The sequence below is a fragment of the Streptomyces blattellae genome, assembly GCF_009709555.1.
Lineage (GTDB): Bacteria > Actinomycetota > Actinomycetes > Streptomycetales > Streptomycetaceae > Streptomyces > Streptomyces blattellae.
Window position 1 is genome coordinate 53,858 of record NZ_WJBG01000140.1, and the last position, 26,616, is coordinate 80,473.

Below are 26,616 nucleotides of genomic sequence, written 5' to 3' on the forward strand. Positions count from 1 at the left end.
GTCAGTCCGCCGTACGGTACGCGGACGCCGTACGGCGCGCGTCCGTCGTACGCTGCGCCTCCGCCATCAGTCGTGCCACCGAGTCCGCGCCGGGTGACTGTGCCGCCAGGCTCACCAGCAAGGCGATCAACGCGGCCAGTGCCGCGCATACGGCGGTCAGACCGGTGGCCCAGCTCGGTGCGAGGGTGAGATCCAGTGCCTGGGACAGTCCCGCCGAGTCCAGCCACGCCTCGAACACCTGGGCCGCGGCCAGCACCGCCGGGACCACGACGGCCGCCGCCAGCACCGGCGGCGCGGCCCGCATGGTCAGCAGCAGGGCCAGGACCAGGCACAGGGCGGACACGCCGAGGGCGCAGCCGTACACCCGCAGCGAGGTGCCCTCGCGCTGGAGCGGGAACCAGAGCAGGCCGCAGACGGCGAGGGCCACCACGGCGAGCCGACTCGGCCAGCGGGGAGCCCCGTTCACCGTGGGCGGACGGCCGGGGGGCGGCGGAAAGACCGCTTCCGGGGTCGCTTCGCCGTCGAGCCCCTGCACGAGCGGCGGCCCGTCGGGCGGCCCGTCGGCGGTTTCCGCGCTGCGTGCGACCGCCAGCCGCCCGATCAGCTCCACGAGTTCCTCGACAGGCCGCCCGGTCGCGACCGCCCGTACCGCCTCCTGCCCGCAGTGGGGTTCCAGGGGCGCCCTGTGCATCAGGTCCATCAGCCGGGTCACCTCCTCCACCGGGCGGGACCCCACCGCGGCGCGGATCGCCTCGTCCGCGCAGGCGGCGTCGCGCGGCGGCCGGGTCAGCAGGACGACGAGCCGGGTGACGTCCTCCACGGACCGGGTCACTCCCACCGCGCGGAGCGCGTCCACCGTGGCCTGCGCGTACTGGGGCGACTGCTCCAGCAGCGTGATGAGGTGCGCGACCTCCTCCAGGGGCCGGTCGGCGACGGCGGCTTGTACGAGGCCGCCGAGCGGATCGCCGTACCGCGCCCCTGTGACGGGTATCACAGGTCCGTTCGAACCCGGCGATGCGGAACTGGTCGTCATGGTCGGCTCCCTGGGAAGAGTGCGGTTGCTCTCGCGCCCCCGACGCGCGACACGCGACGTATCGCTGACCATTCCAGGCGCACGCGCCGCACCCTGCCACTCAGGTGGGCCACAGGTATGACTGTTCTGCTCCCGACAGGCGATATAAGCACCGCAAACGGGAAATCCGCTAAGGAGAAGCACGGCGCGAGGAGGTCTTGTGGATTCGACCACCGAATGGATCGTCGTGGCGGCGGTCCTCGCGGCGGCCCTGCTCGCCGTGGCCGTCGCACTGCTGGTACGGCTGGTCCGGGCCCGGCGCGCACTGCGCCGAGCCGGGCTGCCGACCGGGCCACGCTGGGTGTTCTGGGGTGCCCTGCTCTACTTCGTACTGCCCGCCGACCTGGTGCCGGACCCGGTGTACCTGGATGACATCGGCGTACTGCTCCTCGCCCTGCGCTCCTTGCGCGCGCCCCTCGGCGCTTCGCGCGCCGAGGGCCGGAATGGTCCCGCATGAACCCCAGGACGTCTTTTCGCGTCTCATGAACGGGAAAAGGCTGTGATTACGCAGCGTAAGGAAACCATTCACTCGTTCGATTCGTATAAGTCTCTGGAAGGCGAAGGAAGTCGGCGGACCATGCTTTGCCGCCAGCCGACCGCAGCTGATCGGCACAGCACCGACGAGGGAGAGACGATGCAACCGTTCGCGCTCAACTACGCACGTCCGGCAGCAGAGTTGCAGGCCACCATTCCGTACATCTACGACTCCGGGCTGCAGTTGAACGTGCTCATGGACGGCCAGATAGCCGCCCGTGATCTCGCTCTGCTGAGAGAGCTGGGGACCACGACGTCCACCGCGGGCTCGAAGACTCACTTCGACGACTGAACACGGACCGGCGACGATGACCGTCCTGATCCTGACCTGTGAAGCGGATGTGACGGCCGATCTGGTGGTGGTGCACCTCAACGCGTCCGGGATACCGGTCGTCCGGATCGACCCCGCCGATCTGACCGGCGGGGTCGCGCTGTCGGGCGAGTATGTGCACGGCGCGTTCCGCGGCCATCTGTCGGCCGGAGGGCGGCTGGTGAGCATCGAGGGGCTGCGCTCGATCTGGGTGCGCAGGCCGGGGGCTCCGGCCACGCGTGCCCCTGTGCCGTCCCCCTGGCTGACCGAGGAGGCGTCACAGGCTCTCTACGGCATGCTCCGCGGTGCGGGAGCGCGCTGGATGAACCACCCGGACGCGGCTCGCCGGGCACGCCACAAGCCCTGGCAGCTCCGGCTGGCCCAACGGTGCGGCCTGCCCGTGCCGGCCACCCTGATCACGACGTTCCCGCAGGCCGCCCGCGAGTTCTCCGAGCGCTACCCCGATCTGGTCGTCAAGCCGGTCTCCGGCGCGCACCCGCAGGACCCGCCGCGGGCGGTGCCGACCAGCCGGGTGGCACCGGGCACGGACTTCGCCGCCGTCGCGTTCGGCCCCACCCTGCTGCAACGGCGTATCGCCAAGCGGGCGGACATCCGCCTCACGGCAGTCGGCGACCGGATGCTCGCCGCCCGCAAGGTCACGGCCGCGGACACCGACCCCGAGCAGGTGGATGTCCGCTTCGCTCCCTCCGACTCCCCGTGGCAGCCCGCGGATGTGCCGCCGCGCGTCGCCGCCGCCGTCCGCCTCTACCTCCGCGAGGCGGAACTGGCCTACGGCGCCTTCGACTTCGCCGAGGACACCGACGGCACCTGGTGGTTCCTGGAGTGCAACCAGTCGGGGCAGTTCGGCTTCGTCGAGGTGGACACCGGTCAGCCGATCGCCCGCAGCATCGCGGAGTGGCTGGCGCGTCCCGGTCCGGAACGGCGCTCGCAGATCAACGGCACGAACACGGCGGTTTCCTGACGGCCCTCACGGCCCTCGCGGCCCTGACGGTCAGTGCGGCCGCGGACCAGGAGGCAGGGCCGCGCGCTGCCACCCCGCGCCCGGATGCGACGGGCGCTGTTCCAGGCCTGGCGTGTGCCCGTGGCCGTGCCCGTGCCCGTGGGACTGCAGTGGCCGCATGGCGAACTCCAGTTCCCTGCTGACGCGTTCGGCCTCGCTGCGGGCCTGGAGGGGGACGTCACCGCGCTCGGCGACGAGCCGGTCGTAGATGGGGGAATCCTGGAACACCCGTCAACGTGCCTTTCAGTCACGGCCCATGCGCATGGGCCCGACTGCCGAGTGTAGGCGCAGCGGCACATAGGAGTGTGAATTCCGTCGTGGACTTGACGTCAGGCGCCGGTCGTGCAGCGGGCCGAACGATCACGAGGACGGTGGACGGTGGACGTGGCCCACAGCAGGTTGAAGGCGCCGGTGAACATGACGTGTTGAGCCGTGTGCGCACCCTCCACGGGTCGGCTCGCGCCGAGTTCGCCGAGAAGGCCGGAGCGAGGAAGCGTCTTGGCGCATTGCTGACGATTGCCGCTCGAATCCGACCAACGTCACGACAGACACCCGGTCACGGACGATCCGCCCGAAAACACCCGCTTCCCCGTGCCGCCGCGGGCAGTTGAGCAGGAGGCATCCCCCTCAGGAGGAACGGTCTTCGCCCATGCATGTCTCCCATCGCCTGCTCTGCGGGCTGTACGTCCTCACCAGCGCGGGACTCGCCTGGACGGCGGTCCTCGAACTCCTCTGCGGTCTTGTGTGGGCGGCGCTGCTGTTCACGGCCGCCAGTCTGGTCCCGGTCATCGCCGTCGTACGGGAAACAGTCCTGCACGACGAACGCCGCACCGTCGCCGCGCTGCGCGCCCAGGCGGTCGCCGAGCGCGGGCGGGGCGACGGGGCCGCAGACGACATCGTCCGCTCGGAGCTGCACGCCGCCTGCTGCGAGCGCTGGTGGACCAGTTGCGGCACCGATCACGACGCGTTCTGCCCGCACCGGATCCCACGGAGCAGCGCCGCCTGACGGGGCCCGCCGTCAGGCGACCTGCCCGCTGTGCAGCGCGGTGTACTCACCGCCCCGGCACAGGAGTTCCTCGTGCGTCCCGACCTCCCGGATCCGGCCGTCCCGCATCACCACGATCCGGTCCGCGCCCCGCACGGTAGACAGCCGGTGCGCCACCACGAACGTGGTGCGCCCGCGCAGCAACCGGGCGAGCGCCTGCTGCACCAGCGCCTCCGACCGGGTGTCCAGCGCCGAGGTGGCCTCGTCGAGGACGAGCACCCTGGGGTCCCTGATCAGCGCCCGGGCGATGGCGAGGCGCTGCCGCTGCCCGCCGGACAGCCGCGCGCCGCGCTCGCCGACCACCGTGTCGAGTCCCTGCGGCAGCCGGTCGACGAACTCCAGCGCGTTGGCGTCCCGCAGCGCCGCCCGCACCGCCTCCTCGTCGGCCTCGTCCATGCCGTAGGCGACGTTCTCCCGGACCGTGCCGTCGAACAGGATCGACTCCTGCGGCACCACCGAGACGAAACGCCGGTAGGTGCGCAGGTCGAGGGTGTTCATGTCGGTGCCGTCGAGCAGCAGCCGGCCCGACGTCGGCCGGATGAACCCGATGACGAGGTTGAGGACGGTGGACTTGCCCGCGCCGGACGCTCCGACGAGCGCGACGGTCTCGCCCGGCACGACGGAGAGCGAGAAGTCCCGTACGGCGGGCCGGCCGCCGTCCTCGTAGGCGTGAGCCACCTGCTCGAAGGTGACGGCCCCGCGCAGCGACGTCAGTTCCGCCTTGCCCTCGTTGTCCTCCAGTTCGGGAGCCTGGAGCACCTCACCGACCGAGCGGACCGATTCGAGCCCCTTGGTGATGACCGGGGCGAGGCCCGCCAACGTGGTCGTGGAGTTGGTGAGCGTCGTCAGGAAGGCGCTGAGCATCACGACGTCGCCGGGGGTGACACCCCAGACGTCGTAGTACGACACCAGCGCGGCGCCGGCGAGGACGAGCACGCCGACCACGTTCAGCACCACCCAGGCCAGTGAGCCGAAGCGGCCATTGACGAGGTCGAGGCGCATACCGGAGGTCAGCAGCCGGTTCAGGGTGCCGTCGATGCGGCGCAGCGCCTTGCCCTCCAGGCCGTGGGCCCGGGTGACGGGGATGAGGCGGGTCATCTCGGTGACCCGGGAGGACAGGGTCTCCACCTCGTGCCGGAAGTGTTCGTTGTGGGTGCGCAGCCGGGCCCTGAGCCGGGCCACGACGAGCGCGGCGGCGGGCACGACGACCAGGAAGACCGGCACGAACTCGGGTGTGCGCACGGCGATGATGACGAGGCCGCCGACGAGCACGGTGGTCGCCCCGAGGCCGGTCTCGGCGGTCTGCTGCACCATCTGCTCGACGGTCTCCACATCGCGCACGACCTTGGCCTGGAGTACTCCGGCGCTGACCCGGGAGTGGTAGCCGATGGACAGCTGCTGCATACGGGTGCACAGGGCGGAGCGCAGCGTGGTGCCCATGCGCCGGACGCTGCCGTACAGGAGCCGGACGTAGAGCACGTGCAGGGGGTAGTTGACCAGCAGGATGCAGAGGATGATCACCGTGCTGGTCCACAACCGGCCGATCGGCTGGTGCTCGACGACGATGTCGATGATGGACGCGGTGATCAGGGGCAGCAGCCAGAGCGGGCTGTGCTTGACCGTGAAGACGCCGACCGCCGCCGCGAGACGGTGGCGGTCGGCGCGGAACAGGTAGGCGAGGGTGCGGATCGGGTGTTCGCCCCGGTAGCGATGGTCGAGCGGTCTCTCCAACGACGAAGCCATGAACGGCTTTTCCTCCCCGGTGGCCGGTGGCCGGTGGCCGGCGGCGGTACGGCGGACAAGGGGTGCAAGCGCTTTCCCCCGGCGCGTTCTTCCCCGGCCGACCGGACGTACACCAGCTTGTGGAGGTCCGCTGCGATCAGGCTCCTATGACTCGCGCGAGTTCCGTCGTGGCCCGCGCGATCTCGGTGTCCTCGTCGTTCATCAGCAGCCGCAGTTCGCCGCGCCGGGCACGCACGGCCTGGCGTGCCCGGCGCTCCCACACCACGTGGTTCTCGCGATGATGGAGCAGTTTCGGGTAGACGGCCGCGGTGCTCTCCCACTGACGGGCGTCGGCGATGCTCCTGAGCAGCTGGATGATCTGCGCGCGGCAGGTCACATGGGGCAGTTGGGCGAGCTCCCACAGGAACGGCACGGTGGCCGCCGTCGCCTGTTCCACCACGAAGCCGTACTGACAGATGCGGGTGCGCAGGTCGTCGAGTGCGGAGCGGGCGGTGTCGGCGTCACCCCACGCGACGCTGTTGAGGAGCAGCGGGATGGCCGCCGCGGAGCCGGTGGAGTCCTTGATCTCACGCCACGGAACCCGCCCCAGCGCCGTCAGGGGCGTGGCCCGCGCCAAGCCCTTGGGCGGTACGTGGCGCTGTGCTGCCTCGCTCGACGTGTGGCGTGGTCGGTCCGCAGGTGATGACACGGCATCTCCCCGATGCGACGTCAGAACTGGGCGCCGGATGCAGTGTTGACGCCGCAGCTATTATCCACAGCGACAGCGCCCGCGTGCAATTGCACGGGAAATTGCGTGAGAAGCGGGCGGGAGCGGGTACGACCGTCGCAGTACGCCGCGTGCAATCGCGTGGGTCGTGAACAGCAAGGAGACCGCGGTGCCACCAGTACACAACGGAGTGCGGGCCAGTTCGTTGGACGCCCGCTGGGTCAAGAGCCGGCACAGCAACGCCGAGGGCAACTGCGTGGAGATCGCCGCGCTCGTCGACGGAGGCGTCGCGCTGCGCAACTCCCGCGATCCGGACGGTCCCGCACTGGTCTACACGGCGGCCGAGTTGGCGGCTTTCCTGGCGGGCGCGAAGGACGGCGAGTTCGACCATCTGCTGTAGCCGGACAGGTCGACTCCGCTGCTGCGACAGGCATGCCGCAGGACGTCCGGTGCGATAGGGTGAATCACCCTCATGCCGGTCCGCGGGAGTCTGGATGTCAGCAGAGTCGCATCGCATCTCCCTGCTCGAACCCTATCTCGACCGGCCCGAGCCCGCCCCGACTCTGCTGAAAATGCTGGTCGGTGTGCAGCTGACCGGCTTCCGTGAGGACGCCGGGCTCGCCCAGGACCAGGCGGCGCGGGCCCTGGGCTTCAGTCCCGCCAAGCTCTCGCGCATCGAGGCGGGCAAGGGCCGCCGTCCCCCGGCCGAGAGCGACGTCCGTGCGCTGCTGGAGCTGTACGGCACGGACGGCTACGAGGCGTCGGTGCTGTTGAAGCTGCTGCACCGGGCCGGTGAGCCGGGCTGGTGGCAGCGCTACGACAAGCGTCTGATGCCCGAGTGGTTCGACCGGCTGGTCGGGTTGCAGGAGGCGGCGGCCGCGATCCGTACGTTCGAGATCCAGTACGTCCCGGGTCTGCTGCAGACTCCCGAGTACACCCGGGCCGTGGTGCGCCGGGGTCTGCCGACCGCACCCGCCGCCGAGGTCCGGCGCCGGGTCGAACTGCGCACGCGGCGGACGGAGTTGCTGCTGCGGGCGGATGCGCCGCAACTGTGGGCGGTGATCGACGAATCGGTCCTGCTGCGGGTTCTGGGCAGCGTGGACGTCATGCGCGAGCAGCTGGTCCAGCTGATCGGGATGGCTCAGCGGTCGAACGTGACCGTGCAGATCGTGCCCTTGGACGTGACGAACGCGTCGGCGCCGGCCATACCGATCACATATCTGCGCTTCGGCGGTCTCGATCTGCCCGACGTCGTCTATCTGGAGCACATCAGGAGCGCCAACTTCCTGGAGGACCAGGACGAGACGGAGGAGTACCGGCTCGCCCTGGACCGGCTGGCCGACGAGGCGCTCACGCCTCGCGCGTCACTGGAGTTGCTGCGCGAGACGATGGAGCGGCGGTACCCCGAGGCCTGACCGGCCTCGGGGGAACACGAGCGTTCACCCGGACTCAGGGAAGGCGGCCGACGCCGCCGAACTCGATCCATTCGTGGGTGAGCTGACGGGGCGTCACCTCGGAGTCGGGCCGCCAGGTGGAGACCTCCACGAGGCCCGGTTCGAGGATCTCCAGGCCTTCGAAGAGTGCGGCGACGTCCTTCTCCTGCCGCACGCGGCCCCAGTGGCCCTGGGTCGCCTTGTCCATGAAGTCGGTGACGAAGGCGCGTACTTCGGGGTCCTCGCTGACCAGCTGGCACATGACCATGAAGCTGCCGGGCGCCAGTCGTGCGGCCACCCGGCGGGCCACGGCGAGGGGGCCGTCCGTGTCGCTGTCCGGGATGCAGTGCATCACCGAGTTGAAGAGCACGGCGACCGGCTGGGAGAAGTCGATCAGGCGCCGGGTGTCGGGGTGCGCGAAGATGGCGTCGGTCTCGCGCATGTCCGCGTGGATGACGGCGGTGCGCTCGTCCTGCTCCAGCAGTGCCCGGCCGTGGACCAGCACCATGGGGTCGTTGTCGACGTAGACCACGTGGGAGTCGGGGTGCACGCGCTGGGCGACCTGGTGCACGTTGTCCTGGGTGGGCAGACCGGATCCGTGGTCGAGGAACTGGCGGATTCCGTGGTCCTCGGCGAGCGTCCGGACGACGCGCTGCAGAAAGCGGCGGTTGTTGACGGCGAGCCGGCGGGTGCTGGGCACGACCTTGTCGAGTTCCTCGCAGGCCGCACGGTCGGCGGCGTAGTTGTCCTTGCCGCCCAGGTAGTGGTCGTACATCCGGGCGGCAGTCGGCACTTCGGCGTCGATCGACGTGGACAGCTGCTTGTCGGTGTGCATCGTTCCCCCGGCCTCGTTGCCGCGCCAACTGGACTGGCCTGACTGGGAACACATCCTAGGGACTTGGCGACCGACGCGGCCAGTGCACGCTTGAACCAGCCCTCCTGATGGAGGAGTTGGCGAACGCCGCGGTGACCGGGGCGACAAACGCCCCCGGTCCGGAGCGTTCAGCTCGCGTCGATCGGGCGGGGGCGGGCCGGGCTGTACGGGACGGCTCCCGCAGATCACCGGGGAACCACTGCTTGAGCAGCCTGCACCGGCGGTGGGCGCTGACCCCATGGCTGTGGCCGGGCCGGAGCGGGACGGCCGGTGTCGGCTCAGGCGGCGTCCAGGTCGGCGATCTCCGTGGGCGTGAGCGTCAGGTTCACCGCCTCGCAGGAGTCACGGATGGTCTCCGGTCGGCTCGCGCCCGGGATCGGCAGGACGACCGGCGACTTGGCGAGCATCCAGGCCAGGCAGACGCGCTGCGGGCTCACTCCGTGGGCCTCGGCGACACGGGCGAACGGTGCGTGGGCGGAACCGAGTTCCCCGGAGCGGGCGATGCCGCCGAGCGGGCTCCAGGGCAGGAACGCGATGCCTAGTTCGTCGCACAGGCGCAATTCCGGCTCGCTGGAGCGGAAGGCGGGCGAGAACTGGTTCTGGACGGAGACCAGTCGGCCGCCCAGGATGTCGTTCGCCTGCCTGATCTGGCCCGGGTTCGCGTTGGAGATCCCCGCCATGCGGATCTTGCCCTCGTCCAGCAGGTCGCGTACCGCGCCGACGGACTCGGCGTAGGGCACACGCGGGTCGGGGCGGTGGAACTGGTAGAGCCCGATGGCCTCCGCGCCGAGTCGGCGCAGGGACGCTTCACAGGCGGCCTTGATGTGCTCGGGGCTGCCGTCGAGGGTCCAACTGCCGTCGCCGGGGCGCAGATGGCCGCCCTTGGTGGCGACCAGGACGTCCGCTCCCCGGCCGTGGGAGGCGAGGGCCTTGGCGATCAGCGTCTCGTTGTGGCCGACCTCGTCGGCGTGCAGATGGTAGGCGTCCGCGGTGTCGATCAGCGTCACACCGGCGTCGAGCGCGGCGTGGATGGTCGCGAGGGAGCGGGCCTCGTCCGGTCGCCCCTCGATCGACATGGGCATAGCGCCCAGGCCCATCGCGCTGACCTCGACGTCACCGATGCGGCGAGTGTGCATGTGATCGTGACCTCTTCCGGCTGTCGTGGGCGGGATCACCCTTCAGCCTTGCCGGACTGCCGCCGGCAGTCCAATGGAAGAAAGAGAACGCATTCAGCACGCGAGCGGATCAATCCCCGCTCGCGTGCGTCTTTGCCCACCCCTGATGCTCCATGGCCGGGTCGATGTGCGAGGCTCGCTCGGCACCGGCTCGGCACCGGCTCGGCATCGCGGAAAGGCGACGGCATGCGCATAGGACTGCTCGGCACCGGCCCCTGGGCACAGATGGCTCACGCACCCGCCCTGAGCGAGCACCGCGATCTGGACTTCGCCGGGGTGTGGGGCCGTCGTCCGGAGGCCGCCAAGGAACTGGCCGACCGGCACGGGACACGGGCGTACGACGATGTCGACGCCCTGCTCGCCGATGTGGACGCCGTCGCGGTCGCCCTGCCTCCGGACATCCAGGCGGGGCTCGCCGCGCGGGCCGCGCGGGCCGGGTGCCATCTGCTGCTGGACAAGCCCCTCGCCCTGACGGTCGAGGAGGGGCGGGCGGTCGTCGAGGCCGTGCGGGAGGCGGGCGTCGCGTCGGTGGTCTTCTTCACCGCCCGGTTCCAGACCCGTACGGAGGCGTGGGTCGCCGAACAGGCGGAGCAAGGTGCCTGGTTCACGGCGCGGGTCCAGTGGCTGGGGTCGGTGTTCACCAGTGACAGCCCGTTCGCGACGCCGTGGCGGCGGGAGAAGGGCGCGCTGTGGGACGTCGGCCCGCATGCGCTGTCCGTCCTGCTGCCGGTGCTGGGCGACGTACGACGTGTGGCGGCCGTGGCGGCCGGTCCCGGGGACACCACGCACCTCGTCCTCGAACACACCGGTGGCGCGTCCAGCACGCTGACGCTGAGCCTCACGGCCCCGCCCGCGGCGGCCGGGGTCGGCGTCGAACTCAGGGGCGAGCCCGGAGTCACGGTGCTGCCGGAGGGGGCGGAGGGAGCGGTGGCCGCCCTGGTGCGGGCGGCCGACGCGCTGCGGACCGCTGCCCGCGGAGGAGAGCCGCACGCGTGCGACGCCGCGTTCGCCCTGCGGGTCACGGAGATTCTGGCGGAGGCGGCGGCGATGCGGTAGGGACTCCGCTGGAGGGCCGGTGCGTCGTGTGCGGGTGCGTCGTGGCTGGTCGCTCCCCCCAAACTCTCGACTTCGCTCGAACCCGGGGACCTCCACCGCGGCGGAGCCGCACATGACGCAGCCCCGCGCCCCTTTGCGGCGCGGCCCCCGGCACTGACAAGCAGCCGCCTTCTACGGCCGGACCGCCCGGAAGTTGACGCGCTCCCGCACCACCGGATACCCCGCCTTCGCGAAGTGCGCCGCCATGGGGAAGTTCCCCTGGTCCGTCGCGGCGGAGACGTACTGAGCGCCGTGTTCGACGAGGACGTGGGTGCACTCGGCGAGCAGGTCGTAGGCGTAACCGTGTCCGCGCTGTGCGGGCAGGACGCCGACGAAGCCGACGCAGGGGCCGGACGGGTTGTGGGCCGGGATGTGGATGCCGACCGGTTCGCCCGCAGGCGTGCGTGCCACCTGCCACCATTCCCGGGGTGAGGGGCACCAGCGGAAGAAGTCGAGTTCTTCCTGGGCCGCCCGGTCGACGCCGCCTGCGCCGATGGCCGCCCGGGCGTGGGCGTCGAGGGTGGCGGAGTGGATGCGGCGCAGTGCGTCGTAGAAGACCCTGTCGTCGGGCTCGGGCTCGAAGAGCAGACGTCCGGGTCGCTCGGGCAGCCCGCACTCCGGGGTCCACCGGTACAGGAAGCGCTCCACCAGAAGCTCGAATCCGGCCGCTCGTACGGCCGTGAAGCGGGCGTCCGCGGCGGCGCGCAGCCAGGGCGTGTCCCGCCAGCCGCCGGGCAGGTTGAACTCCAGTTCCTCGACCTGCCAGGGCGCGGTCCGCAGGAGTTCGGCTCCGGCTTCCTCCTCGCCGTCGGCCACGTCGAACCAGTTGATGTTGACGGGCTCCGTGTCGTCGGGGCCGCCCCACCATGCCGCGCGGGCGACGACCGTGCCGTCGCGCAGGGCCACCCGCTTCCAGTCGGGGCGGTGGTGGGTGAGCCGGTGGGCCTCACGGGCGCCCAGCGGGTCGGGGGCCGTGTCGAAGAGATGGGCGTCGCTCTCGTCGAGCGTACGGATGACCAGGTCGGTCACGGGTTCCTCCGGGATACGTGCTGCGGGGAGCGCTCCCGGTCGGTCAGACGAAGCACGCCGGGGCAGCGGAGAGGGAGCGCTGGGTGGTAGCGGTGAACTGCACGGCACTCGCCTCCTTCCGGCCGTCTTGGCGCGTGACATGACACGGTACGAGGGCCCCGCCGCATGCGTCCAGCGCTTTTCCACACCACCGCGGCCGCGACGCGGATGCCGCTTGAGCGCGCCTTGCCGGCAGCGGCAGCACCACGCTGCGGTACCCGGCCGGGAGGCGCGTCGGACCCCGACTGCGCGGTGCTGCACGCAACACGACCATGGTCGGCATGTTCAGCGTGCCGCTGAGCATCCGGCTGACCGGCGCCCAGGAGCAGACGACGGGCACGCTGCGCGACCAGGGGCCGTGCGACCGCCTTCGCCGCCGTCCGGGAGGCCGAGGGATTCGCCTTCCTCGTGGTGGACGACCACACGCGTCATCGCGCCCGGTCACGGCTTCGACGCCGGGCGGGACCTCAAGGTCGTCACCGACGCGGGCACCTTCACCGGCCGGGTCCGCGGCGACCGGCCCGCCTTCGCGGGGGCCCACGGCCGTCTCCCGGGACGTGCTCGTCTGCGACGGCAGCCTCGCCGCGCCAGCGACGGCACGACCAGCCCCGTCGCCGCCGTCCTCGGCGCCGGTTTCAACCGCTCGGGCCGCACACCGGGCGTCACACGTGCTTCTCGGGGTCCCTGGTGTCACATCCGACGGCGCCTCCGGATGCAGGGCGGACCGCCGCGATCGATGGTGATAGTGGACCCGATGAACGCAGCGGGGCCGTAGCAGCGATCCGGACCCGAGGAGCAGAGATCATGACGACGTCACAGTCAGCGTCGGGGCCGTCCGAGGACCGCGCCACCCCGGACGACCTGCTCCACGCCCGCACCGGCACCGATGTGTCGCCGGAGGACCTGGTGCTTGCCTCCGGCAAGGACATCACACCGCGCAACATGGAGTGGGCGAAGCGCAAGCTGGCGAAGGAGGGGCCGGCGGCACTCGACAAGATGCTGCCGTAGCGCTCCGCTGGGAGTGCCGCGATGTGCGGTCGGTCAGCTGCGGCGCCGTCGTGGCTGGGCGTGCCCACGCGGCGGGGCCGCACATTGATGCAGCCCCGCGCCCCTTCCCGGCGCGCTACCCCTGGTCGGCGTCCGCCTCGACGCACAGCACCGGCACCCGCTGGACGAGGTTGTTGGCGAAGCCGCCGCGGTTCCAGTGCGCCTGAAGCGGCTGGGTGTGGCCCTCGGCGTCGGTGGCGCGCGCGCTGAGCACATGCTCACCGGGCGTCGCCGTCCAGGTGAAGTGCCACCGGCGCCACGCCCAGCGGTGCCCGTCGTACGGCGCCGGTTCGGCCGTGTGCCAGGTGCGGCCGGCGTCGGTGCTGACCTCCACCCGGGTCACCGGTGCCTGCCCGGACCAGGCCCGCCCCTCGACGGTGACCGGGCCCGGCCGGACGATCCGGGTCCTGGACATGAAGTCCGGGAAGCCGGGCGGGACCAGCAGGGCGCGTGGTGCGATACGGGTCACCGGCTCGCCCTCGTCCCCGGGGCGCTGCCGCAGCCGGTAGGCGACGGCCTGCTGGAAGCCGGTGAACGGTGTGTCGGTGACGGTGATCTCGCGCAGCCACTTCACCTGCGCCATGCCGTACCAGCCGGGCACGACGAGGCGCAGCGGGCTGCCGTGCTGGGGCGGCAGCGGGGCGCCGTTCATCGCGTACGCCACCAGCACCTCGGGCTCGGCGCCCGTCGCCACGTCCACGGGCAGCGCGCGCCGGTAGTCCTGCTCGACGCCGCGTTCCACGCCGTGGTCGGCACCGGTGAAGACCACGTCGACCGCGTCGGAGTCGATGCCCGCCTCCGCGAGCAGCAGCCGCAGCGGTACGCCGGTCCAGTCGGCGGTGCCGACCGCCTCGACCAGCCAGGGCTGGCTCACCGGCCGGGGCGTCAGCAGGGCCCGGCCGTTGCCCGCGCACTCCAGCGTGACCCGGGTGGTGACCCGGGGGTACGCCCGGAGGTCGGCGAGGCCGAGGCGCAGCGGGCGGTGGACCAGGCCGCCGATGGCCAGGGTCCAGGGCTCGTCCTGGGGGACGTACGGGATGTCGTAGTGCGTGAGTACGTAGTGCAGGCCCGGCGGCGTGACGTCGTAGCGCAGCGCCTCAAGCGGCAGTCCGTGGTTGCGGGTGGCGAGGGCCAGCTCGTCCCGGCCGATGCCCTCGTCGGGGCCGGCCAGCCGGGCGGGTGCGCTCGCGTCACCGAGTCGATGGCCCATGAGGGCATTATCGCGCCGTGGGGTCATGTGTCGCAGGCCGGGCACAACTGCCCACCGTCCTCACGGACTTCTGAAACCCCCTGCCCGACGACGTGGTTGCCGTTTCGCTCTTTCGCGAGAGGTCGTACGGCTGGCAGACTCCGGAGGTGCCCGACTTCGACATGCTTGTCATCGGATCCGGTCCGGGTGGCCAGAAGGCCGCCATCGCCGCGGCCAAGCTCGGCCGCCGGGCCGCCGTCGTCGACCGCCCCGACATGGTCGGCGGGGTCTCCATCCACACCGGCACCATTCCCTCCAAGACGCTGCGCGAGGCGGTGATCTACCTCACCGGGCTCACCCAGCGCGATCTGTACGGGCAGAGCTACCGGCTGAAGGAGGACATCACCGTCGCCGACCTCACCGCCCGCACCCAGCACGTGGTCAACCGCGAGATCGACGTCATCCGCAACCAGCTCTCCCGCAACCACATCGCCCTGTACGCCGGCACCGGCCGCTTCGTCGACGACCACACCATCGCCCTGCGCGAGGTCACCGGCCATGAGCGGCTGCTCAGCGCGGAGCACATCGTGATCGCGACCGGCACCCGGCCCGCGCGCCCGGACAGTGTCGAGTTCGACGGCCGGACGATCATGGACTCGGACAACGTCCTCACCCTCGAACATGTGCCGCGCTCCATGGTCATCGTCGGCGCCGGAGTCATCGGCATGGAGTACGCCTCCATGTTCGCCGCACTCGGCAGCAAGGTCACCGTGGTCGAGAAGCGCGCCGGGATGCTCGACATGTGCGACGTCGAGATCATCGAGTCGCTCAAGTACCACCTGCGGGATCTCTCGGTCACGTTCCGCTTCGGCGAGACCGTCGCCGCCGTGGAGCGGCATCCGCGCGGCACGCTCACGGTTCTGGAGAGCGGCAAGAAGATCCCCGCCGACGCGGTGATGTACTCGGCCGGCAGACAGGGCCTCACCGACGAACTCGACCTCGACAAAGCGGGCCTGACGGCCAATCCGCGCGGCCGGATCAAGGTCGACGAGCACTACCGCACGGAGGTTCCGCACATCTACGCCGTCGGCGACGTCATCGGTTTCCCGGCGCTGGCCGCCACGTCGATGGAGCAGGGCCGCGCCGCCGCCTACCATGCGTGCGGGGAGCCCGTGGGCCGGATGGACAACCTCCAGCCGATCGGCATCTACACCATCCCGGAGATCAGTTTCGTCGGACGGACCGAGGACCAACTCACCGAGGACTCCGTGCCGTTCGAGGTCGGAGTCGCCCGGTACCGGGAGCTGGCCCGCGGGCAGATCGTCGGCGACTCGCACGGCATGCTGAAGCTGCTGGTCTCCCCCGAGGACCGTTCCCTGCTGGGTGTGCACTGCTTCGGCGCCGGGGCCACCGAGCTGATTCACATCGGTCAGTCCGTGATGGGCTGCGGCGGCACCGTGGACTATCTGGTCGACGCGGTGTTCAACTACCCGACGCTCGCGGAGTCGTACAAGGTCGCCGCCCTGGACGCCACCAACAAACTGCGGCAGATCGACCGGATCGGGGACTGAGCGCTTCGCTGGACGTGCGGTTCGCTTCAGCCGCTCAGCCTGCCGTTGTCGAGGATGGCTCCCTGGACCGCCGAACGCACGCTGAACTGGTCTGAGTGCCCACGCGGACGGCGAATTGAGCAGTCGCCGGGTGGGGCTATCATCACGTGCACACAAGGCGTGACCACCTGCCGACACAACGCTTCCGGTATCCGCCGCCCCCCTTGTACCGCCCGTGCCAGTGAGGTCAACCCTCCCCGGTGCGCGGCGGGTTCACCCCCCACCCCTACGCCGCCGCGGCATGCCCGGGGCGGCGTGCACGACCGAAAGCAGCGCAACCATGAGCAGCAGCAGGGGCAGAGGGCTCCAGGCCAATGCCCTCAGCACGTTCGACACCGTGGTGATGGCGGTCGCGGGAAGCGCGCCGGCGTACTCGATCGCCGCGACCACCGCGGTCCTGGTGGGATCGGTGGGGGTGGCGAGTCCCGCGGCCCTGCTGTACTGCGCGATACCCATGCTGGGCATCGCGCTGGCGTTCAGCTATCTCGGCCGGATCGACGTGAACGCGGGCGCCAGTTACTCCTGGGTGGGGCGGACGCTGCATCCCTTTCTCGGTTTCCTCAGCGGCTGGGCGCTGGTGATCTCGGCGACCGTCTTCATGGTGGCCGGTTCGCTGCCCGCCGGGTCGTTGACGCTGGCGCTCTTCGACGAGCAACTCGCCGAGGACACCATGCTGTCCACACTGGTCGGGGCGGCCTGGTTCCTGCTCATGCTGTTCGTGGTGCTGGGCGGCGCCCGGCTCACCGTCCGCGCGCAGCTGGTCATGTCCGGTGTGGAACTCCTCGTCCTGGCGCTCTTCGTGGTGCTCGCCGTCCTCCATTCCGGCCACGCGCGTGCCTTCGACTGGTCGTGGCTCGGCTTCAGCCATTTCGACGGCGTGTCGGGATTCGCGTCGGGCGCGCTGATCGCCGCGTTCTACTACTGGGGCTGGGACGTCACCAGCAACCTCAGCGAGGAGACCCGCAACAGCCGCCGTACGACAGGACTCGCCGGGCTCATCGGGGTCGGCGTCGTCTTCCTGCTCTTCGAGGCGTTCACCATCGCGGTGAACGTCCTGCTGTCCACGCGGCAGATCCAGGACAACGACGCCAACGTCCTGGCCGTGCTGGGCGAGGAGATCTGGCCCGGCTGGGGCGGGAAGCTGCTGATCGTGGCGGTGATGCTGTCCACCATCGCCACACTGGAGACGACCCTGATCCAGGTGACGCGTTCGCTGTTCGCGATGGGCCGGGACCGCACGCTGCCGTCCGCGCTGGGCCGGGTGCACCGTACCTGGAACACCCCCTGGGTGGCGATCGCGGTGGTCGGCGCGGTGGCCCTGCTGATGATCATCGCCTCGAACGCGCTCGGCACGGTGGGCGACATCCTCGGTCACGCCATCTCGGCGATCGGTCTGCAGATCGCCGTGTACTACGGTCTCGCGGGCCTCGCCGTGGTCGTGGCCTACCGCAAGATGCTGCTGAAGTCCCCGGCGAACTTCGTCCTCGGCGGAGTGTGGCCGCTGTTCGGCGCCCTCTTCATGTTCTGGGTCTTCGTCGAGTCGCTGGGCGAGCTGAGCACTCCGGCGATCGTGATCGGCATCGGCGGACTCGCTGTCGGGGTGATCCCGATGCTCTGGTACTGGCGGCAGGGCAGCGACTACTACCACCCCGCGAAACTCGACGCCAGCCGTGCCGTCGCCGTGGACTACGTGCCCGACAGCCGCGCGGACGTGCACACGCGGGTCCACGAGGGTCTCCCCACCGACTTCTGAGAGAGATCCCGATGGCGCGAGACCGCTTCACCCCCGACTTCGACCCCGACTGCGGGGACGCGCCGCTGACCGCCGCCCGGCAGGACATCGTCATCGGCCGCTGGCAGGGCCTGAGGGAGCTGCTGCGGACCACCGGACCCGACTGGCCGGCGCGCGGCCACCGCGTGCGGCTGCTCGCCCAGGCCTGCGCGAGCAGTTCCACGGTCGAGTCCTGGCTGGCCGCCGAGCCGCGCAGCGCCGACGCGCTGGTGCTGCGCGCGGCGACGGAGACCACCCGGGCGTTCAACCTGGCCATCGCGGCGGGCCGGGGTGTGCCGATCGACCAGCGCCGCGTCGACGGCGCGGTGACCGCGTGCCTGCACGCCGCCGAGGCGTACCCGAAGGACCCCACGCCGTGGATCTCGCTGATCTCCGTCGCCCGGCTGTATCCGTCGGGCGTACGGCGCCAGGAGCTGGCCCGCTGGTGGGACGAGCTGCACCGGCGGGACCCGTACAGCGTGGAGGGCCATCTCCAGGTGCTGCACTACTACTCCGCCCGCTGGCACGGCACGCACGGCCTGATGTACGACTTCGCCCGCGACGCGGCCGGCGCGGCGCCGCCCGGCTGCGCGTTGCCGGTGCTGGTGCAGTACGCCCGCGTGGAGGAGTTCCGCTACGCCCTCGACGCCGCGAAGGGACGGCACGCCGCCGTGGTGCTCAGCCAGCACTGGAACCACGACGGCGCGGTCAGCGACGTACGCCGCACCTGGCAGCGCTGGATCATGGACCGCGCCGGCAACGCCGTCGCCCCCGGCGAGCTGCGCGACCTCCACTACCTGGCGCACGCGGCCTGCCACGCGGGCCTGCCGGAGGTCGCCGCCCCACTGCTGCGGATGCTCGGCCGACGCGCCACCCGCACGCCCTGGTCCTACACCGGAGATCCCCAGCGGCAGATCGTCAAGTGGCGCAGGGAGCTGGGGATGCGCGCGTGACATCGATCATCCTCCACCTCGTCGACTACCAGGGCGCGCTTGCCTTTTCCGGGGCCAGGCCCGCCGTCCACTTCTCCTCGATGCGGGCGAACCTCCACACCAGCAGGGCGATGACCCAGGTGGCGATGAAGAGGCCGACGACGGCGAAGCCGACGGTGTTGAGGTCGAGGGTGCTGATCCAGTTCCAGAAGGGGCCGTGGAGGTGGAGCTTCTCGGCGAGGAGGCCGAGGAATTCGACGGTGCCGATGAGGAGGGCGACGGCGACGGACAGGCCGGTGACGGTGAGGTTGTAGTAGACCTTGCGGACGGGCTGGGCGAAGGCCCAGCCGTAGGCGAAGTTCATGAAGGTGCCGTCGATCGTGTCGAGCAGGGACATGCCGGCGGCGAAGAGGACGGGCAGGCACAGGATCGCGTACCAGGGCAGCCCGGACGCGGCGCCCGAACCCGCCAGGACGAGCAGGGCCACCTCCGTCGCGGTGTCGAAGCCCAGGCCGAAGAGCAGGCCCAGGGGGTACAGCTGCCATGGCTTGGTGATGGACTTCATGACGCGGCCCAGGAGACGGTTCATCAGGCCGCGGTTGTCGAGCTGCTCCTCCAGCGCGGCTTCGTCGAAGTGGCCCGCGCGCATCCGGCGGAACACCTTCCAGATGCCGGACAGTACGACCAGGTTGAGTGCGGCGATGACGTAGAGGAACGCCCCGGAGACGGTCGTACCGATCAGCCCGGTCACCTCGTGCAGGTGGGAGTCGTCGTCGCTGACCGGTCCCGCGAGGGTCTTCACGCCCAGGGAGAGCAGGAACGCCAGCGCGAAGACGACGCTGGAGTGGCCCAGCGAGAACCAGAACCCCGCGGACAGCGGGCGCTGCCCGTCGCTCATCAGCTTGCGGGTCGTGTTGTCGATCGCCGCGATGTGGTCGGCGTCGAAGGCGTGCCGCATGCCGAGCGTGTACGCGGTCACGCCGATGCCGATGCCGAAGGACTTCTCGCCGATGCTGTAGTGCTCGGGCGTGACCAGGGCGACGAGGGTGAACCAGCCGATCACGTGCAGGGCCAGGATGAAGGCGGCCATGCCCCCGACCCTGACCCACTCCTTCCGCGTCATGGAAGTGCGGACGCGGTACCAGGCCGAACCGTGTCCGTGAGACCTGGCAGGGAGGTGTGGAGCGGGGTCAGGGGCGGCCGTCATCAGGGGCTTTCTGTCGGTGAACGGCCGCACTGTGCAGCCTTCCGCCATCCTCCGGTATGTGCAATCGATGTGCAGTAAAGCCCGTGACAGGTCTTCACCATGGTCCGGGAAAGGCCGCGGTCAGCGGGGCCGGCCGGTCCGAACTCAGCGGTCAGACCGTCGCGGTCGGCCCGTCCGGGCTCCTGCGGCGCTGCTGCACCATCTCGCGGCTCAGTCCCTCCGTCTCCGGCTCGGGCAGCCGCTCGAACCCCTCCTCGGTGATGACCGAGACGATGGGGAAGATCCTGCGGTTGATGTCGGGACCGCCGGTCGCGGAGTCGTCGTCCGCGGCGTCGTACAGCGCCTGGAGCGCGGCCAGGGCCGCGTCGCGCCGGGACATGCCCTGGCGGAACAGCTTCTTCAACGCGCCGCGGGCGTAGGGGGATCCGGAGCCCTCGGCGTGGAAGTCGGTCTTCTCGTACAGGCCGCCGGCGACGTCGAAGCTGAAGATGCGGCCCCGCTCTCCCTCGGGGGCGGACGGGTCGTAGCCGGTGAGGAGCGGGACGACGGCGAGGCCCTGCATGGCCTGGCCGAGGTTGTCGCGGAGCATGCCGGCGAGGCGGCGTGCCTTCGCGTTGAGGCTCATCGGGGTGCCTTCGATCTTCTCGAAGTGCGCCAGCTCGACCTGGTACAGCTTCACCATGTCCAGCGCGAGGCCGACCGTGCCGGCGAAGGCGACGGCGGTGTGGTCGTCGGCGGGGTGCACCTTCTCCAGGTCGCGCTGGGCGATGAGGTTGCCCATGGTGGCCCTGCGGTCTCCCGCGATCAGCACGCCGTCGCGGTAGGCGAGGGCGAGGACCGTGGTGCCGTGCGGAACGCGGTCGGGGTCGGCCCGCAGGCCGGCCGGGAGCGGGCTGCGGGTGCTCAGCAACTCGGGGCGGTACGCCGCCAGAAACGCCGTGAAGGACGAGCCTCCCGGAGTGAAGAACTCCTCCCCCAGCCGGCCGGAGGTCTCCTCGCCTGCCATCGCACTCCCCTTCGCGTCGGGCCCGATAGACGTCTCCTACCTGAACCCGGCACGCCGGAAACGCCTCACAGCGCCTTGCGCCGGATCAGCAACCCGAGCACCAGCAGCCCGGGAACGAGCGGCAGCCACATGGTCAGCAGCCGGTAGCCGAGTACGGCGGAGGCGGCCGCGGACGCCGGAGCGCCGCCGGCGGTCAGCGCGAAAGCGAGCGCGGCGTCGAGGGAGCCGAGACCGCCGGGGGTGGGCAGCAGCGCCGCCGCGCTGCTCGCGGCGAGATAGAGCAGCGCCACCCTGACCGGGGACAGCGGCAGGGCCACGGCCTGGGTGACCCCGATCAGCACCGCGCAGTGCAGCGCGGCGAAGGCCAGCGACCCGCCCCACAGGGCCGCCGCCCGCTGCGGGCGGGCGTGCACGGCCCGGATGTCGGCGACCACGGCCGCGAGAGCCCGTCTGCACCGCGTGCTGCGCAGCACGACCGCCGTCGCGCCGGCCGTCACGGTCATGGCGCCGCCGGCGGCCACCCATCCGCCGGACAGCGACGGCATCAGCAGAACTCCCGGGCAGGCCAGGGCGAGTACGGCGATCAGGGCACCGCGGACCACGCCGCCGACGGACGCCTTCACCGCGAGTGCCGTCGCCGCGCGGCCGGCCGGCATGCCGCAGCGCATGAGGAAGCGGAGGTTCACCGCGCCCGCGCCGAGCCCGGCGGGCAGCACATGGTTGGCGGCGGACGCGGCGAACTGCGCGGCGACGAGCCGTCCCGGGGGGAGCCTCGCGGTCACGGCGCCCTGCTGGGCGAGCGCCGAGCACAGCCAGGTCATGGCCGCGGCGGACGCGGCCACGCACAGCCAGCCCTGGTCGGCGACGGCGAGCCGCACCGCTCCGGTTTCCAGCACCGGCCAGTGCCGCCGGGCCAGATACCCGGCGCCCACCAGCACGGCGAGCGTGAGGGCGGTGTGCCAGTAGGCGCGTCTGCGGTGGGATGGGGCGAGCACCTCCTCGGACGTCATACGGGCCCCGGTGCGATATGGACGTCCAGGCCGTCGAGCCGGTGCGTCTGCCAGGTACCGGCGTATCCGGGCGGGGTGCCGCCCGGCGGGGTGAGGGCGGCGACCGGGATCGTGCGTGCGGTGCGCAGGATGTCCGCCTGCGTGGTGTTGGCGTTGGGGCCGCCGATCGCGCCGGAGGAGCAGCCGGTGTAGTAGGCGACGGGGATGGCCTCGTGCCCGGTGAGCAGACAGGGCGACCGCACGCCCAGGCGGTGCAGTTCGGCGGCGCTGCGGGTCCATTCGCGGCGGTCGGCGGTCGTGCGCTGCACCACGCGCTCCAGGACGACGTACTGCACGGCCAGATGCCCCGCCAGCCCGACGGCGACGAGTGTCGCCGCGACCGGCCGGCGCACCAAGCGGTTTCGGAGACGTCGGCTGCGGTTCGGCGGCGCCCCGAAGGGACGCGGGGCTGTGCCATGTGCGGCTCCGCCGCGATGGGGGTCCCCCCGGGTTCGGGCGAAGACCCGCGGAGCGCACAGGTGGCGCAGCGCGTCGGCGACGGGGACGGCGAGCAGTGCGTAGGTGGGCAGCAGGAAGCGCGGGGCGGCGTATTCGATCAGGAACAGGTAGGGAACGGCTGCTGCCGTGGCGCACAGGAGCGGTACGAGGGTGCGGGCGGTGCGTCCCGCGCGGACGGCGAGAGCGAGGCCGAGCGCGGCGAGCAGCGGGAGCACGAACCACCACAGGGTCACCGCCGGGTTGGGCATCTCCCCGGTGCAGGGGCGGCACAGGGTGCGTCCGATGAGGCTGCGCAGCTGGTCGTCGACGGCGTTGTGCCAGCCGAGTCCGCCCTGGATCCGGGAGGCCTCCGACAGCCGCTCACCCAGGCCGCCGTAGTCGACGAACGCCTCGATCACCCACGCGACGGCGCCGGAGACGAGGCCTGCCACGAGGGCGAGGGCGAGCCGCCATTGACGTACCGCCATGACCAGGAGGGGCAGCGTGCCCCAGGCGGCGTCGGTGGGCCGCATCAGCGCCATGAGCGCGGCGCCCGCCGCGACGCCCCACAGGGCCCGCCGGTCCCGAAGGTCCGAGCGGGCACGCAGGAAGCAGCCGACGCAGACCAGAGTGCCGATCGCGACCCAGTAGTTGGGCATGGCCTGCGGGGCGTAGAACAGCGTCACCCACAAGGTGGCGAACAGGGCGCCTGCCGCGGCCAGGACGCCGGCCGGGAACAGTCCGCGCCAGGTGCGCAGGGCGAGGTACAGACCGAGTCCGGCGAGCAGCGCGAGGTAGACGCGCAGCAGCGTGGTGGAGGTCGACCAGGAGGCGACGGGCGCCACCAGCAGCGAGACGCCTCGGGCGCGCGGGGCGCTGAAGAAGGCGGCCGGCGCCTGGGTGCCGACCTGGCTGACGTAGATGGTCTCGTCCCAGCCGAGGCCCATGGAGGGGTGGACGAGTGCGAGCTGGGCGAGCGTGAAGGCACCGGCGACCGCGGCGAGCGGGCCCCTGCCGCGGGTCGACCCGGACGTACCGGGCACGATCGCCTCGTCGCGTCCGCCCATACCTACGAGCATGGCGTTCGGCCCGTGCGCCATCGTCCACCCTCACCCTGCACGTCGTAGGCTTCCTCAGCCCCACAGTAGGAAGGGCTGAAGGCCGGAACCCCGGAACCTCGGAACCTCAAAAACATGGACAAAGTATCCCGGGCGGTGCATGGCCACCTCTCCGCATGCACCCAGGAGCGTGACGCCCGGCATCAGTCGTGCGGGAACGAATGGTGCTCGTGGGCGACCAGCCAGCGGCCGTCCTCCTTGCGCAGGCCGAGGGTGAGCCGCAGGCGCAGGGTGGGGCGCTCGGTGAGTTCCTCCGGGGTGCCGCAGCGCAGCAGGGCGTAGGCGTAGGCGACGTCGGTTCCCGCGGTGATGTCGAGGGACTCGATGTCGAAGGAGGCGCCCTGGGCCTGCCAGGTGAAGAACGGCGGCCAGCTCGCGCGGTAGGCGTCGAGGCCGTGGATGCCCTCGTGGGGCGGGGGTACGTCGTACATCACGATGTCCAGGGCGTGATCGGCGAGTACGCCGTCGAGGTCGCCCCGGTGGACGGCTTCGGCCCAGTTCGTGATCAGGGTGCGGATCCGCGCTTCGTCGTCCGGCATGGCGGCGGCTCCCTCCTTGTCGGTGGCGCTGCGTTGACCAGACCTCCTACCCCACCGACTTCCCGCACCGGCGCGACTCATCACGGGGCCCGGTGCCACACTCTGCTGTGTGCCGGTGACCTTCGACGACCTCCTCATCCACGCCCGTGGCCTCGTCGCGGGCCGCCGCCGCAGCGTCCTCGGTATCGCGGGCAGCCCCGGCGCGGGCAAGACGACGCTCGCCCAGACGCTCGTACGGGAGCTGAACGCGTCCGGGGAGCGGTGGGTCGCGCACGTTCCCATGGACGGCTTCCATCTGGCCGATGCCGAGTTGGACCGGCTGGGTCTGCGGGAACGCAAGGGGGCGCCCGGCACCTTCGACGCGGCGGGGTACGCGGCGCTGCTGGGGCGGCTGCGGGAGGAGGTCGACGGCACGGTGTACGCGCCGGGCTTCGAGCGGGTGCTGGAGCAGCCGATCGCGGGCGCGATTCCGGTGCCGCCGACGGCCCGGCTGGTGGTGACCGAGGGCAACTACCTGTTGCTGGGGACGGGGGCGTGGGCGCGGGTCCGGGCGCAGTTGGACGAGGTGTGGTTCTGCGAACTGGACGAGGACGAGCGGATCCGGCGGCTGATCGCCCGGCACGAGGAGTTCGGCAAGGGCCATGACGAGGCGGTGGCGTGGGTGCTGGGCACGGACCAGCGCAACGCCGACCTGGTCGCCGCGGGCCGGGACCGCGCCGACCTGGTCGTCCCGGCGTCCCTCGACGCCGGGGTGTGAGGCGGCTCAGCCGCGCAGGGTGAGCGTCGGCTCCCCCCGCTCGTCGCCGGCCGGTCCCCCGATCACGGCGGTGAAGGCCTCGGTCCGTACCGCCAGCCCCCGCGTCCCGACGTCGAACTCCGGCGAGAACGGGCCCGCGGGACCGTAGCGCACCGCGAAGACGTGCAGGTCCCCGGGCACGCCCGGCGCCGGTTCGGCCTCCAGGGCCGTGGACGCGACCAGGTGACGCCAGCCCTCGTCCGGATCGCCGTAGCCGCGCGGGTCGGCGGCCAGGGCGAAGGCCGCCAGCTCCTGGGTGGTCCGAGAGCGGGCGTCGAAGTGGTCGGCGCCCGCCGGCTCCGGGTGGGTGAGCCGGAGTTCACCGGCAGAGACGACCTCTCCCTCGGCGGTCCTGCGGACCCGGTCGCCGTCGTCCGCGGCGTACGGCATCCCGGCGAGCAGGTACGGGCTACCGGGCAGGCGTTCCACGGCGACCGTCATCCACAGCCGCGTGCCGTCGGTGACGTACAGGGACCGCACATGGCGCAGGACGTGGTCGCGGCCGACGACCGGCTTGGTGACCAGCTTGGCCGCGAGGCCCCCCGCGCGGACGTCGCGGACGCGGACCTCGCCCATCGGTCGGCACAGCAGGAAGCCGTCGGCCACCGGGCCGAAGCCGTGCTGGCGGTTGACGGCGGCGGGCAGGTAATAGGTGCCGCCCGCCTCGACCACCGCCGGAGTCATCCGGGAGTCGAAGGCCACCGACACCGTGCCCGCGCGCAGTTGGTGCCGGGCGGTCGCCGCAGCCGGCTCCCGGTGCCAGGGCGTGGCGTCCTGGATCTGCCAGACCAGCATCCAGGCGAAGTGCCCGTCCACGCCGCCGTCCGGCTTGACCGCGTGCCGTGCCCAGCGGCTGTCGCCCCGGTAGCGGCCCAGGTCGGAGCCGATGCGGGCGCCGAAGTAGCGCAGCCCGAGCACCGACTCGAACGCGGAGTGCTGCTCGCTGTAGCGCGGACCGCCGTGGTCAAAGCCGCCGTTGGTCAGCCGGGCGTCGATGTAGCGGGCCAGCGTGTCGCCGTCCTCGGCGAACATCTCCTCGCCGCTGACCCGGTGGGCCTGGGCGAGGAAGGACAGCGAGATCGGGCCGTAGTTGTTGTCGTAGGCGCCGCCGTGCTCGGGCGGCAGCAGGGCTCCGCGGTCACCGACCCGGTGGGCGCGGATCTTGCCGGCGTACAGCTCCAGGGCACGCGTGCGGACCGGCTCCGCTTCCGCCGACGGCAGATGTCTCGCCAGCATCAGCCCGCCGACGACGCAGCCGATCGCCTGGTTGCCCGCCTCCTGCGGGTTGAAGAACGTCGCCCCGGTCAGCCAGCGCCAGTAGCCCTGCGCCACCCGCACGAGTTCGTCGCGCTGGTCCTCGTCCACCAACCCGTCCGCCAGGTCCAGGACGTTGACCGCCTGGAGCAGCGCCCACACCGTGCTGGGCCAGTCGCCGATGGGGTGGGCGCCCGCCGCGAGGGTGTAACGGGCGTACGGCAGACCGGAGTTGCGGACCCTCAGGTTCGGGTAACCCGGGTTGTCGTCGACGTACACCCGTTCGCGCAGGTGGAAGGCGAGGCTGCGGTGCACCGCCTCCGGCAGGCGCGGGTCCTTGGTGCGCTGCCAGGCCAGGGCCAGCAGGGAGGTGATGCCCAGCGAGGTGTCGCCGATGTCGTCGACGCAGTCGGGGTGTTCGAGGCTGCCCTCCGGCGTCAGGCGGGTCAGGGCCTGCTCGGTGACGTCGGCGAGGACGGCGTCGTAGGCCTCGGGGGTGTCCGGCAGGTCGTGCAGCGGGCCGCGCTGGTGTGGGAGGTGCACGGGAGGGGGCGTGAGGCGCACGGGGATCAATCCTTCATGCC

At 71.5% G+C, this 26,616-nt stretch carries 26 protein-coding genes and 1 pseudogene; 13 read left to right on the forward strand and 14 right to left on the reverse strand.

All coding sequences use genetic code 11. The features are described from left to right. Position 1: 1 nt before the first annotated feature. The gene (locus GFH49_RS14900; protein WP_196217990.1) at positions 2-1,033 is read right to left on the reverse strand and encodes a hypothetical protein; all 1,032 of its coding nucleotides are present in this window, start codon (positions 1,031-1,033) and stop codon (positions 2-4) included. A 199-nt stretch (positions 1,034-1,232) separates the two neighbouring features. Here GFH49_RS14900 and GFH49_RS14905 point away from each other — a divergent pair, with 199 nt between their 5' ends. The 3 genes from GFH49_RS14905 to tgmB all read left to right on the forward strand — a co-directional run bounded on the left by GFH49_RS14905 (position 1,233) and on the right by tgmB (position 2,898). Beyond that, a complete protein-coding gene (locus GFH49_RS14905) occupies positions 1,233-1,529 on the forward strand; it encodes a DUF1232 domain-containing protein (RefSeq protein WP_155056350.1) in 297 nt (98 codons plus the stop codon). 177 nt (positions 1,530-1,706) lie between these two features. Beyond that, on the forward strand, positions 1,707-1,898 hold the full coding sequence (tgmA, locus tag GFH49_RS14910; RefSeq protein WP_155056351.1) for a putative ATP-grasp-modified RiPP: 192 nt from the start codon (positions 1,707-1,709) through the stop codon (positions 1,896-1,898). Positions 1,899-1,914: 16 nt separating this feature from the next. Then, complete coding sequence (tgmB, locus tag GFH49_RS14915) at positions 1,915-2,898, forward strand: ATP-grasp ribosomal peptide maturase (protein ID WP_155056352.1); 984 nt, start codon at positions 1,915-1,917, stop codon at positions 2,896-2,898. A gap of 30 nt (positions 2,899-2,928) precedes the next feature. Here the strand turns inward: tgmB and GFH49_RS14920 are convergent, their stop codons facing one another. Further along, positions 2,929-3,165, reverse strand: a complete 237-nt coding sequence (locus GFH49_RS14920; RefSeq protein ID WP_155056353.1) for a hypothetical protein — start codon at positions 3,163-3,165, stop codon at positions 2,929-2,931. 421 nt (positions 3,166-3,586) lie between these two features. On the opposite strand from GFH49_RS14920, the gene GFH49_RS14925 reads away from it, so the two are divergent. Beyond that, positions 3,587-3,943: a hypothetical protein gene (locus tag GFH49_RS14925; RefSeq protein ID WP_155056354.1), complete on the forward strand. Its 357-nt coding sequence runs from the start codon at positions 3,587-3,589 to the stop codon at positions 3,941-3,943. A 12-nt stretch (positions 3,944-3,955) separates the two neighbouring features. Here GFH49_RS14925 and GFH49_RS14930 read toward each other — a convergent pair whose 3' ends face one another. Both GFH49_RS14930 and GFH49_RS14935 read right to left on the reverse strand, forming a co-directional pair. Then, positions 3,956-5,725 carry an ABC transporter ATP-binding protein gene (locus tag GFH49_RS14930; RefSeq protein ID WP_155056355.1) on the reverse strand — a complete coding sequence of 590 codons (1,770 nt, stop codon included), beginning with the start codon at positions 5,723-5,725 and terminating at the stop codon, positions 3,956-3,958. Positions 5,726-5,861: 136 nt separating this feature from the next. Further along, on the reverse strand, positions 5,862-6,413 hold the full coding sequence (locus GFH49_RS14935) for a hypothetical protein (RefSeq protein WP_196217991.1): 552 nt from the start codon (positions 6,411-6,413) through the stop codon (positions 5,862-5,864). 187 nt (positions 6,414-6,600) lie between these two features. On the opposite strand from GFH49_RS14935, the gene GFH49_RS14940 reads away from it, so the two are divergent. After that, entirely contained in the window at positions 6,601-6,831 is a 231-nt protein-coding gene (locus tag GFH49_RS14940; RefSeq protein ID WP_155056356.1) for a DUF397 domain-containing protein, read from the forward strand. Positions 6,832-6,925: 94 nt separating this feature from the next. Beyond that, positions 6,926-7,846 (forward strand): helix-turn-helix domain-containing protein, encoded by a 921-nt coding sequence (locus GFH49_RS14945; protein WP_155056357.1) that lies wholly within the window; start codon positions 6,926-6,928, stop codon positions 7,844-7,846. A 34-nt stretch (positions 7,847-7,880) separates the two neighbouring features. Here the strand turns inward: GFH49_RS14945 and GFH49_RS14950 are convergent, their stop codons facing one another. Beyond that, positions 7,881-8,699, reverse strand: a complete 819-nt coding sequence (locus GFH49_RS14950) for an SAM-dependent methyltransferase (protein WP_155056358.1) — start codon at positions 8,697-8,699, stop codon at positions 7,881-7,883. Positions 8,700-9,016: 317 nt separating this feature from the next. Next, complete coding sequence (locus GFH49_RS14955; protein ID WP_155056359.1) at positions 9,017-9,874, reverse strand: aldo/keto reductase; 858 nt, start codon at positions 9,872-9,874, stop codon at positions 9,017-9,019. Positions 9,875-10,099: 225 nt separating this feature from the next. Between GFH49_RS14955 and GFH49_RS14960 the strand changes: the two genes are divergently transcribed. After that, on the forward strand, positions 10,100-10,969 hold the full coding sequence (locus GFH49_RS14960) for a Gfo/Idh/MocA family protein (protein ID WP_155056360.1): 870 nt from the start codon (positions 10,100-10,102) through the stop codon (positions 10,967-10,969). Between the two features lie 171 nt (positions 10,970-11,140). Here the strand turns inward: GFH49_RS14960 and GFH49_RS14965 are convergent, their stop codons facing one another. Continuing rightward, positions 11,141-12,037, reverse strand: coding sequence for a GNAT family N-acetyltransferase (locus GFH49_RS14965; protein ID WP_155056361.1), 897 nt, complete (start codon positions 12,035-12,037; stop codon positions 11,141-11,143). A gap of 230 nt (positions 12,038-12,267) precedes the next feature. On the opposite strand from GFH49_RS14965, the pseudogene GFH49_RS40115 reads away from it, so the two are divergent. Both GFH49_RS40115 and GFH49_RS14975 read left to right on the forward strand, forming a co-directional pair. Then, positions 12,268-12,722: pseudogene (locus GFH49_RS40115) on the forward strand (beta-1,3-glucanase family protein); the annotation flags it as partial. 158 nt (positions 12,723-12,880) lie between these two features. After that, on the forward strand, positions 12,881-13,084 hold the full coding sequence (locus tag GFH49_RS14975; protein ID WP_155056362.1) for a hypothetical protein: 204 nt from the start codon (positions 12,881-12,883) through the stop codon (positions 13,082-13,084). A gap of 115 nt (positions 13,085-13,199) precedes the next feature. Here GFH49_RS14975 and GFH49_RS14980 read toward each other — a convergent pair whose 3' ends face one another. Then, positions 13,200-14,333: a sulfite oxidase gene (locus GFH49_RS14980; protein WP_155056363.1), complete on the reverse strand. Its 1,134-nt coding sequence runs from the start codon at positions 14,331-14,333 to the stop codon at positions 13,200-13,202. A 146-nt stretch (positions 14,334-14,479) separates the two neighbouring features. Here GFH49_RS14980 and sthA point away from each other — a divergent pair, with 146 nt between their 5' ends. The 3 genes from sthA to GFH49_RS14995 all read left to right on the forward strand — a co-directional run bounded on the left by sthA (position 14,480) and on the right by GFH49_RS14995 (position 18,646). Continuing rightward, positions 14,480-15,883, forward strand: a complete 1,404-nt coding sequence (sthA, locus tag GFH49_RS14985; RefSeq protein ID WP_155056364.1) for a Si-specific NAD(P)(+) transhydrogenase — start codon at positions 14,480-14,482, stop codon at positions 15,881-15,883. 319 nt (positions 15,884-16,202) lie between these two features. Then, complete coding sequence (locus GFH49_RS14990) at positions 16,203-17,675, forward strand: APC family permease (RefSeq protein ID WP_155056365.1); 1,473 nt, start codon at positions 16,203-16,205, stop codon at positions 17,673-17,675. 11 nt (positions 17,676-17,686) lie between these two features. Beyond that, entirely contained in the window at positions 17,687-18,646 is a 960-nt protein-coding gene (locus tag GFH49_RS14995; protein WP_155056366.1) for a hypothetical protein, read from the forward strand. Positions 18,647-18,671: 25 nt separating this feature from the next. Here GFH49_RS14995 and nicT read toward each other — a convergent pair whose 3' ends face one another. The 5 genes from nicT to GFH49_RS15020 all read right to left on the reverse strand — a co-directional run bounded on the left by nicT (position 18,672) and on the right by GFH49_RS15020 (position 23,982). Continuing rightward, the gene (gene nicT / locus GFH49_RS15000) at positions 18,672-19,832 is read right to left on the reverse strand and encodes a Nickel transporter NicT (RefSeq protein ID WP_196217992.1); all 1,161 of its coding nucleotides are present in this window, start codon (positions 19,830-19,832) and stop codon (positions 18,672-18,674) included. A gap of 151 nt (positions 19,833-19,983) precedes the next feature. Further along, positions 19,984-20,838 carry a proteasome subunit beta gene (prcB, locus tag GFH49_RS15005; protein WP_155056368.1) on the reverse strand — a complete coding sequence of 285 codons (855 nt, stop codon included), beginning with the start codon at positions 20,836-20,838 and terminating at the stop codon, positions 19,984-19,986. Positions 20,839-20,903: 65 nt separating this feature from the next. Next, positions 20,904-21,848 (reverse strand): lysylphosphatidylglycerol synthase transmembrane domain-containing protein, encoded by a 945-nt coding sequence (locus GFH49_RS15010; RefSeq protein WP_155056369.1) that lies wholly within the window; start codon positions 21,846-21,848, stop codon positions 20,904-20,906. Continuing rightward, the gene (locus tag GFH49_RS15015) at positions 21,845-23,425 is read right to left on the reverse strand and encodes a hypothetical protein (protein WP_155056370.1); all 1,581 of its coding nucleotides are present in this window, start codon (positions 23,423-23,425) and stop codon (positions 21,845-21,847) included. The genes GFH49_RS15010 and GFH49_RS15015 overlap by 4 nt, the downstream gene beginning before the upstream one ends. Positions 23,426-23,586: 161 nt before the next feature. Continuing rightward, positions 23,587-23,982 carry a YybH family protein gene (locus tag GFH49_RS15020; protein WP_155056371.1) on the reverse strand — a complete coding sequence of 132 codons (396 nt, stop codon included), beginning with the start codon at positions 23,980-23,982 and terminating at the stop codon, positions 23,587-23,589. Between the two features lie 109 nt (positions 23,983-24,091). On the opposite strand from GFH49_RS15020, the gene GFH49_RS15025 reads away from it, so the two are divergent. Beyond that, entirely contained in the window at positions 24,092-24,739 is a 648-nt protein-coding gene (locus GFH49_RS15025) for a nucleoside/nucleotide kinase family protein (protein ID WP_155056372.1), read from the forward strand. Between the two features lie 6 nt (positions 24,740-24,745). On the opposite strand, the gene GFH49_RS15030 is transcribed toward GFH49_RS15025, so the two are convergent. Continuing rightward, entirely contained in the window at positions 24,746-26,575 is a 1,830-nt protein-coding gene (locus GFH49_RS15030; RefSeq protein WP_155056403.1) for a hypothetical protein, read from the reverse strand. Between the last annotated feature and the right edge of the window lie 41 nt (positions 26,576-26,616).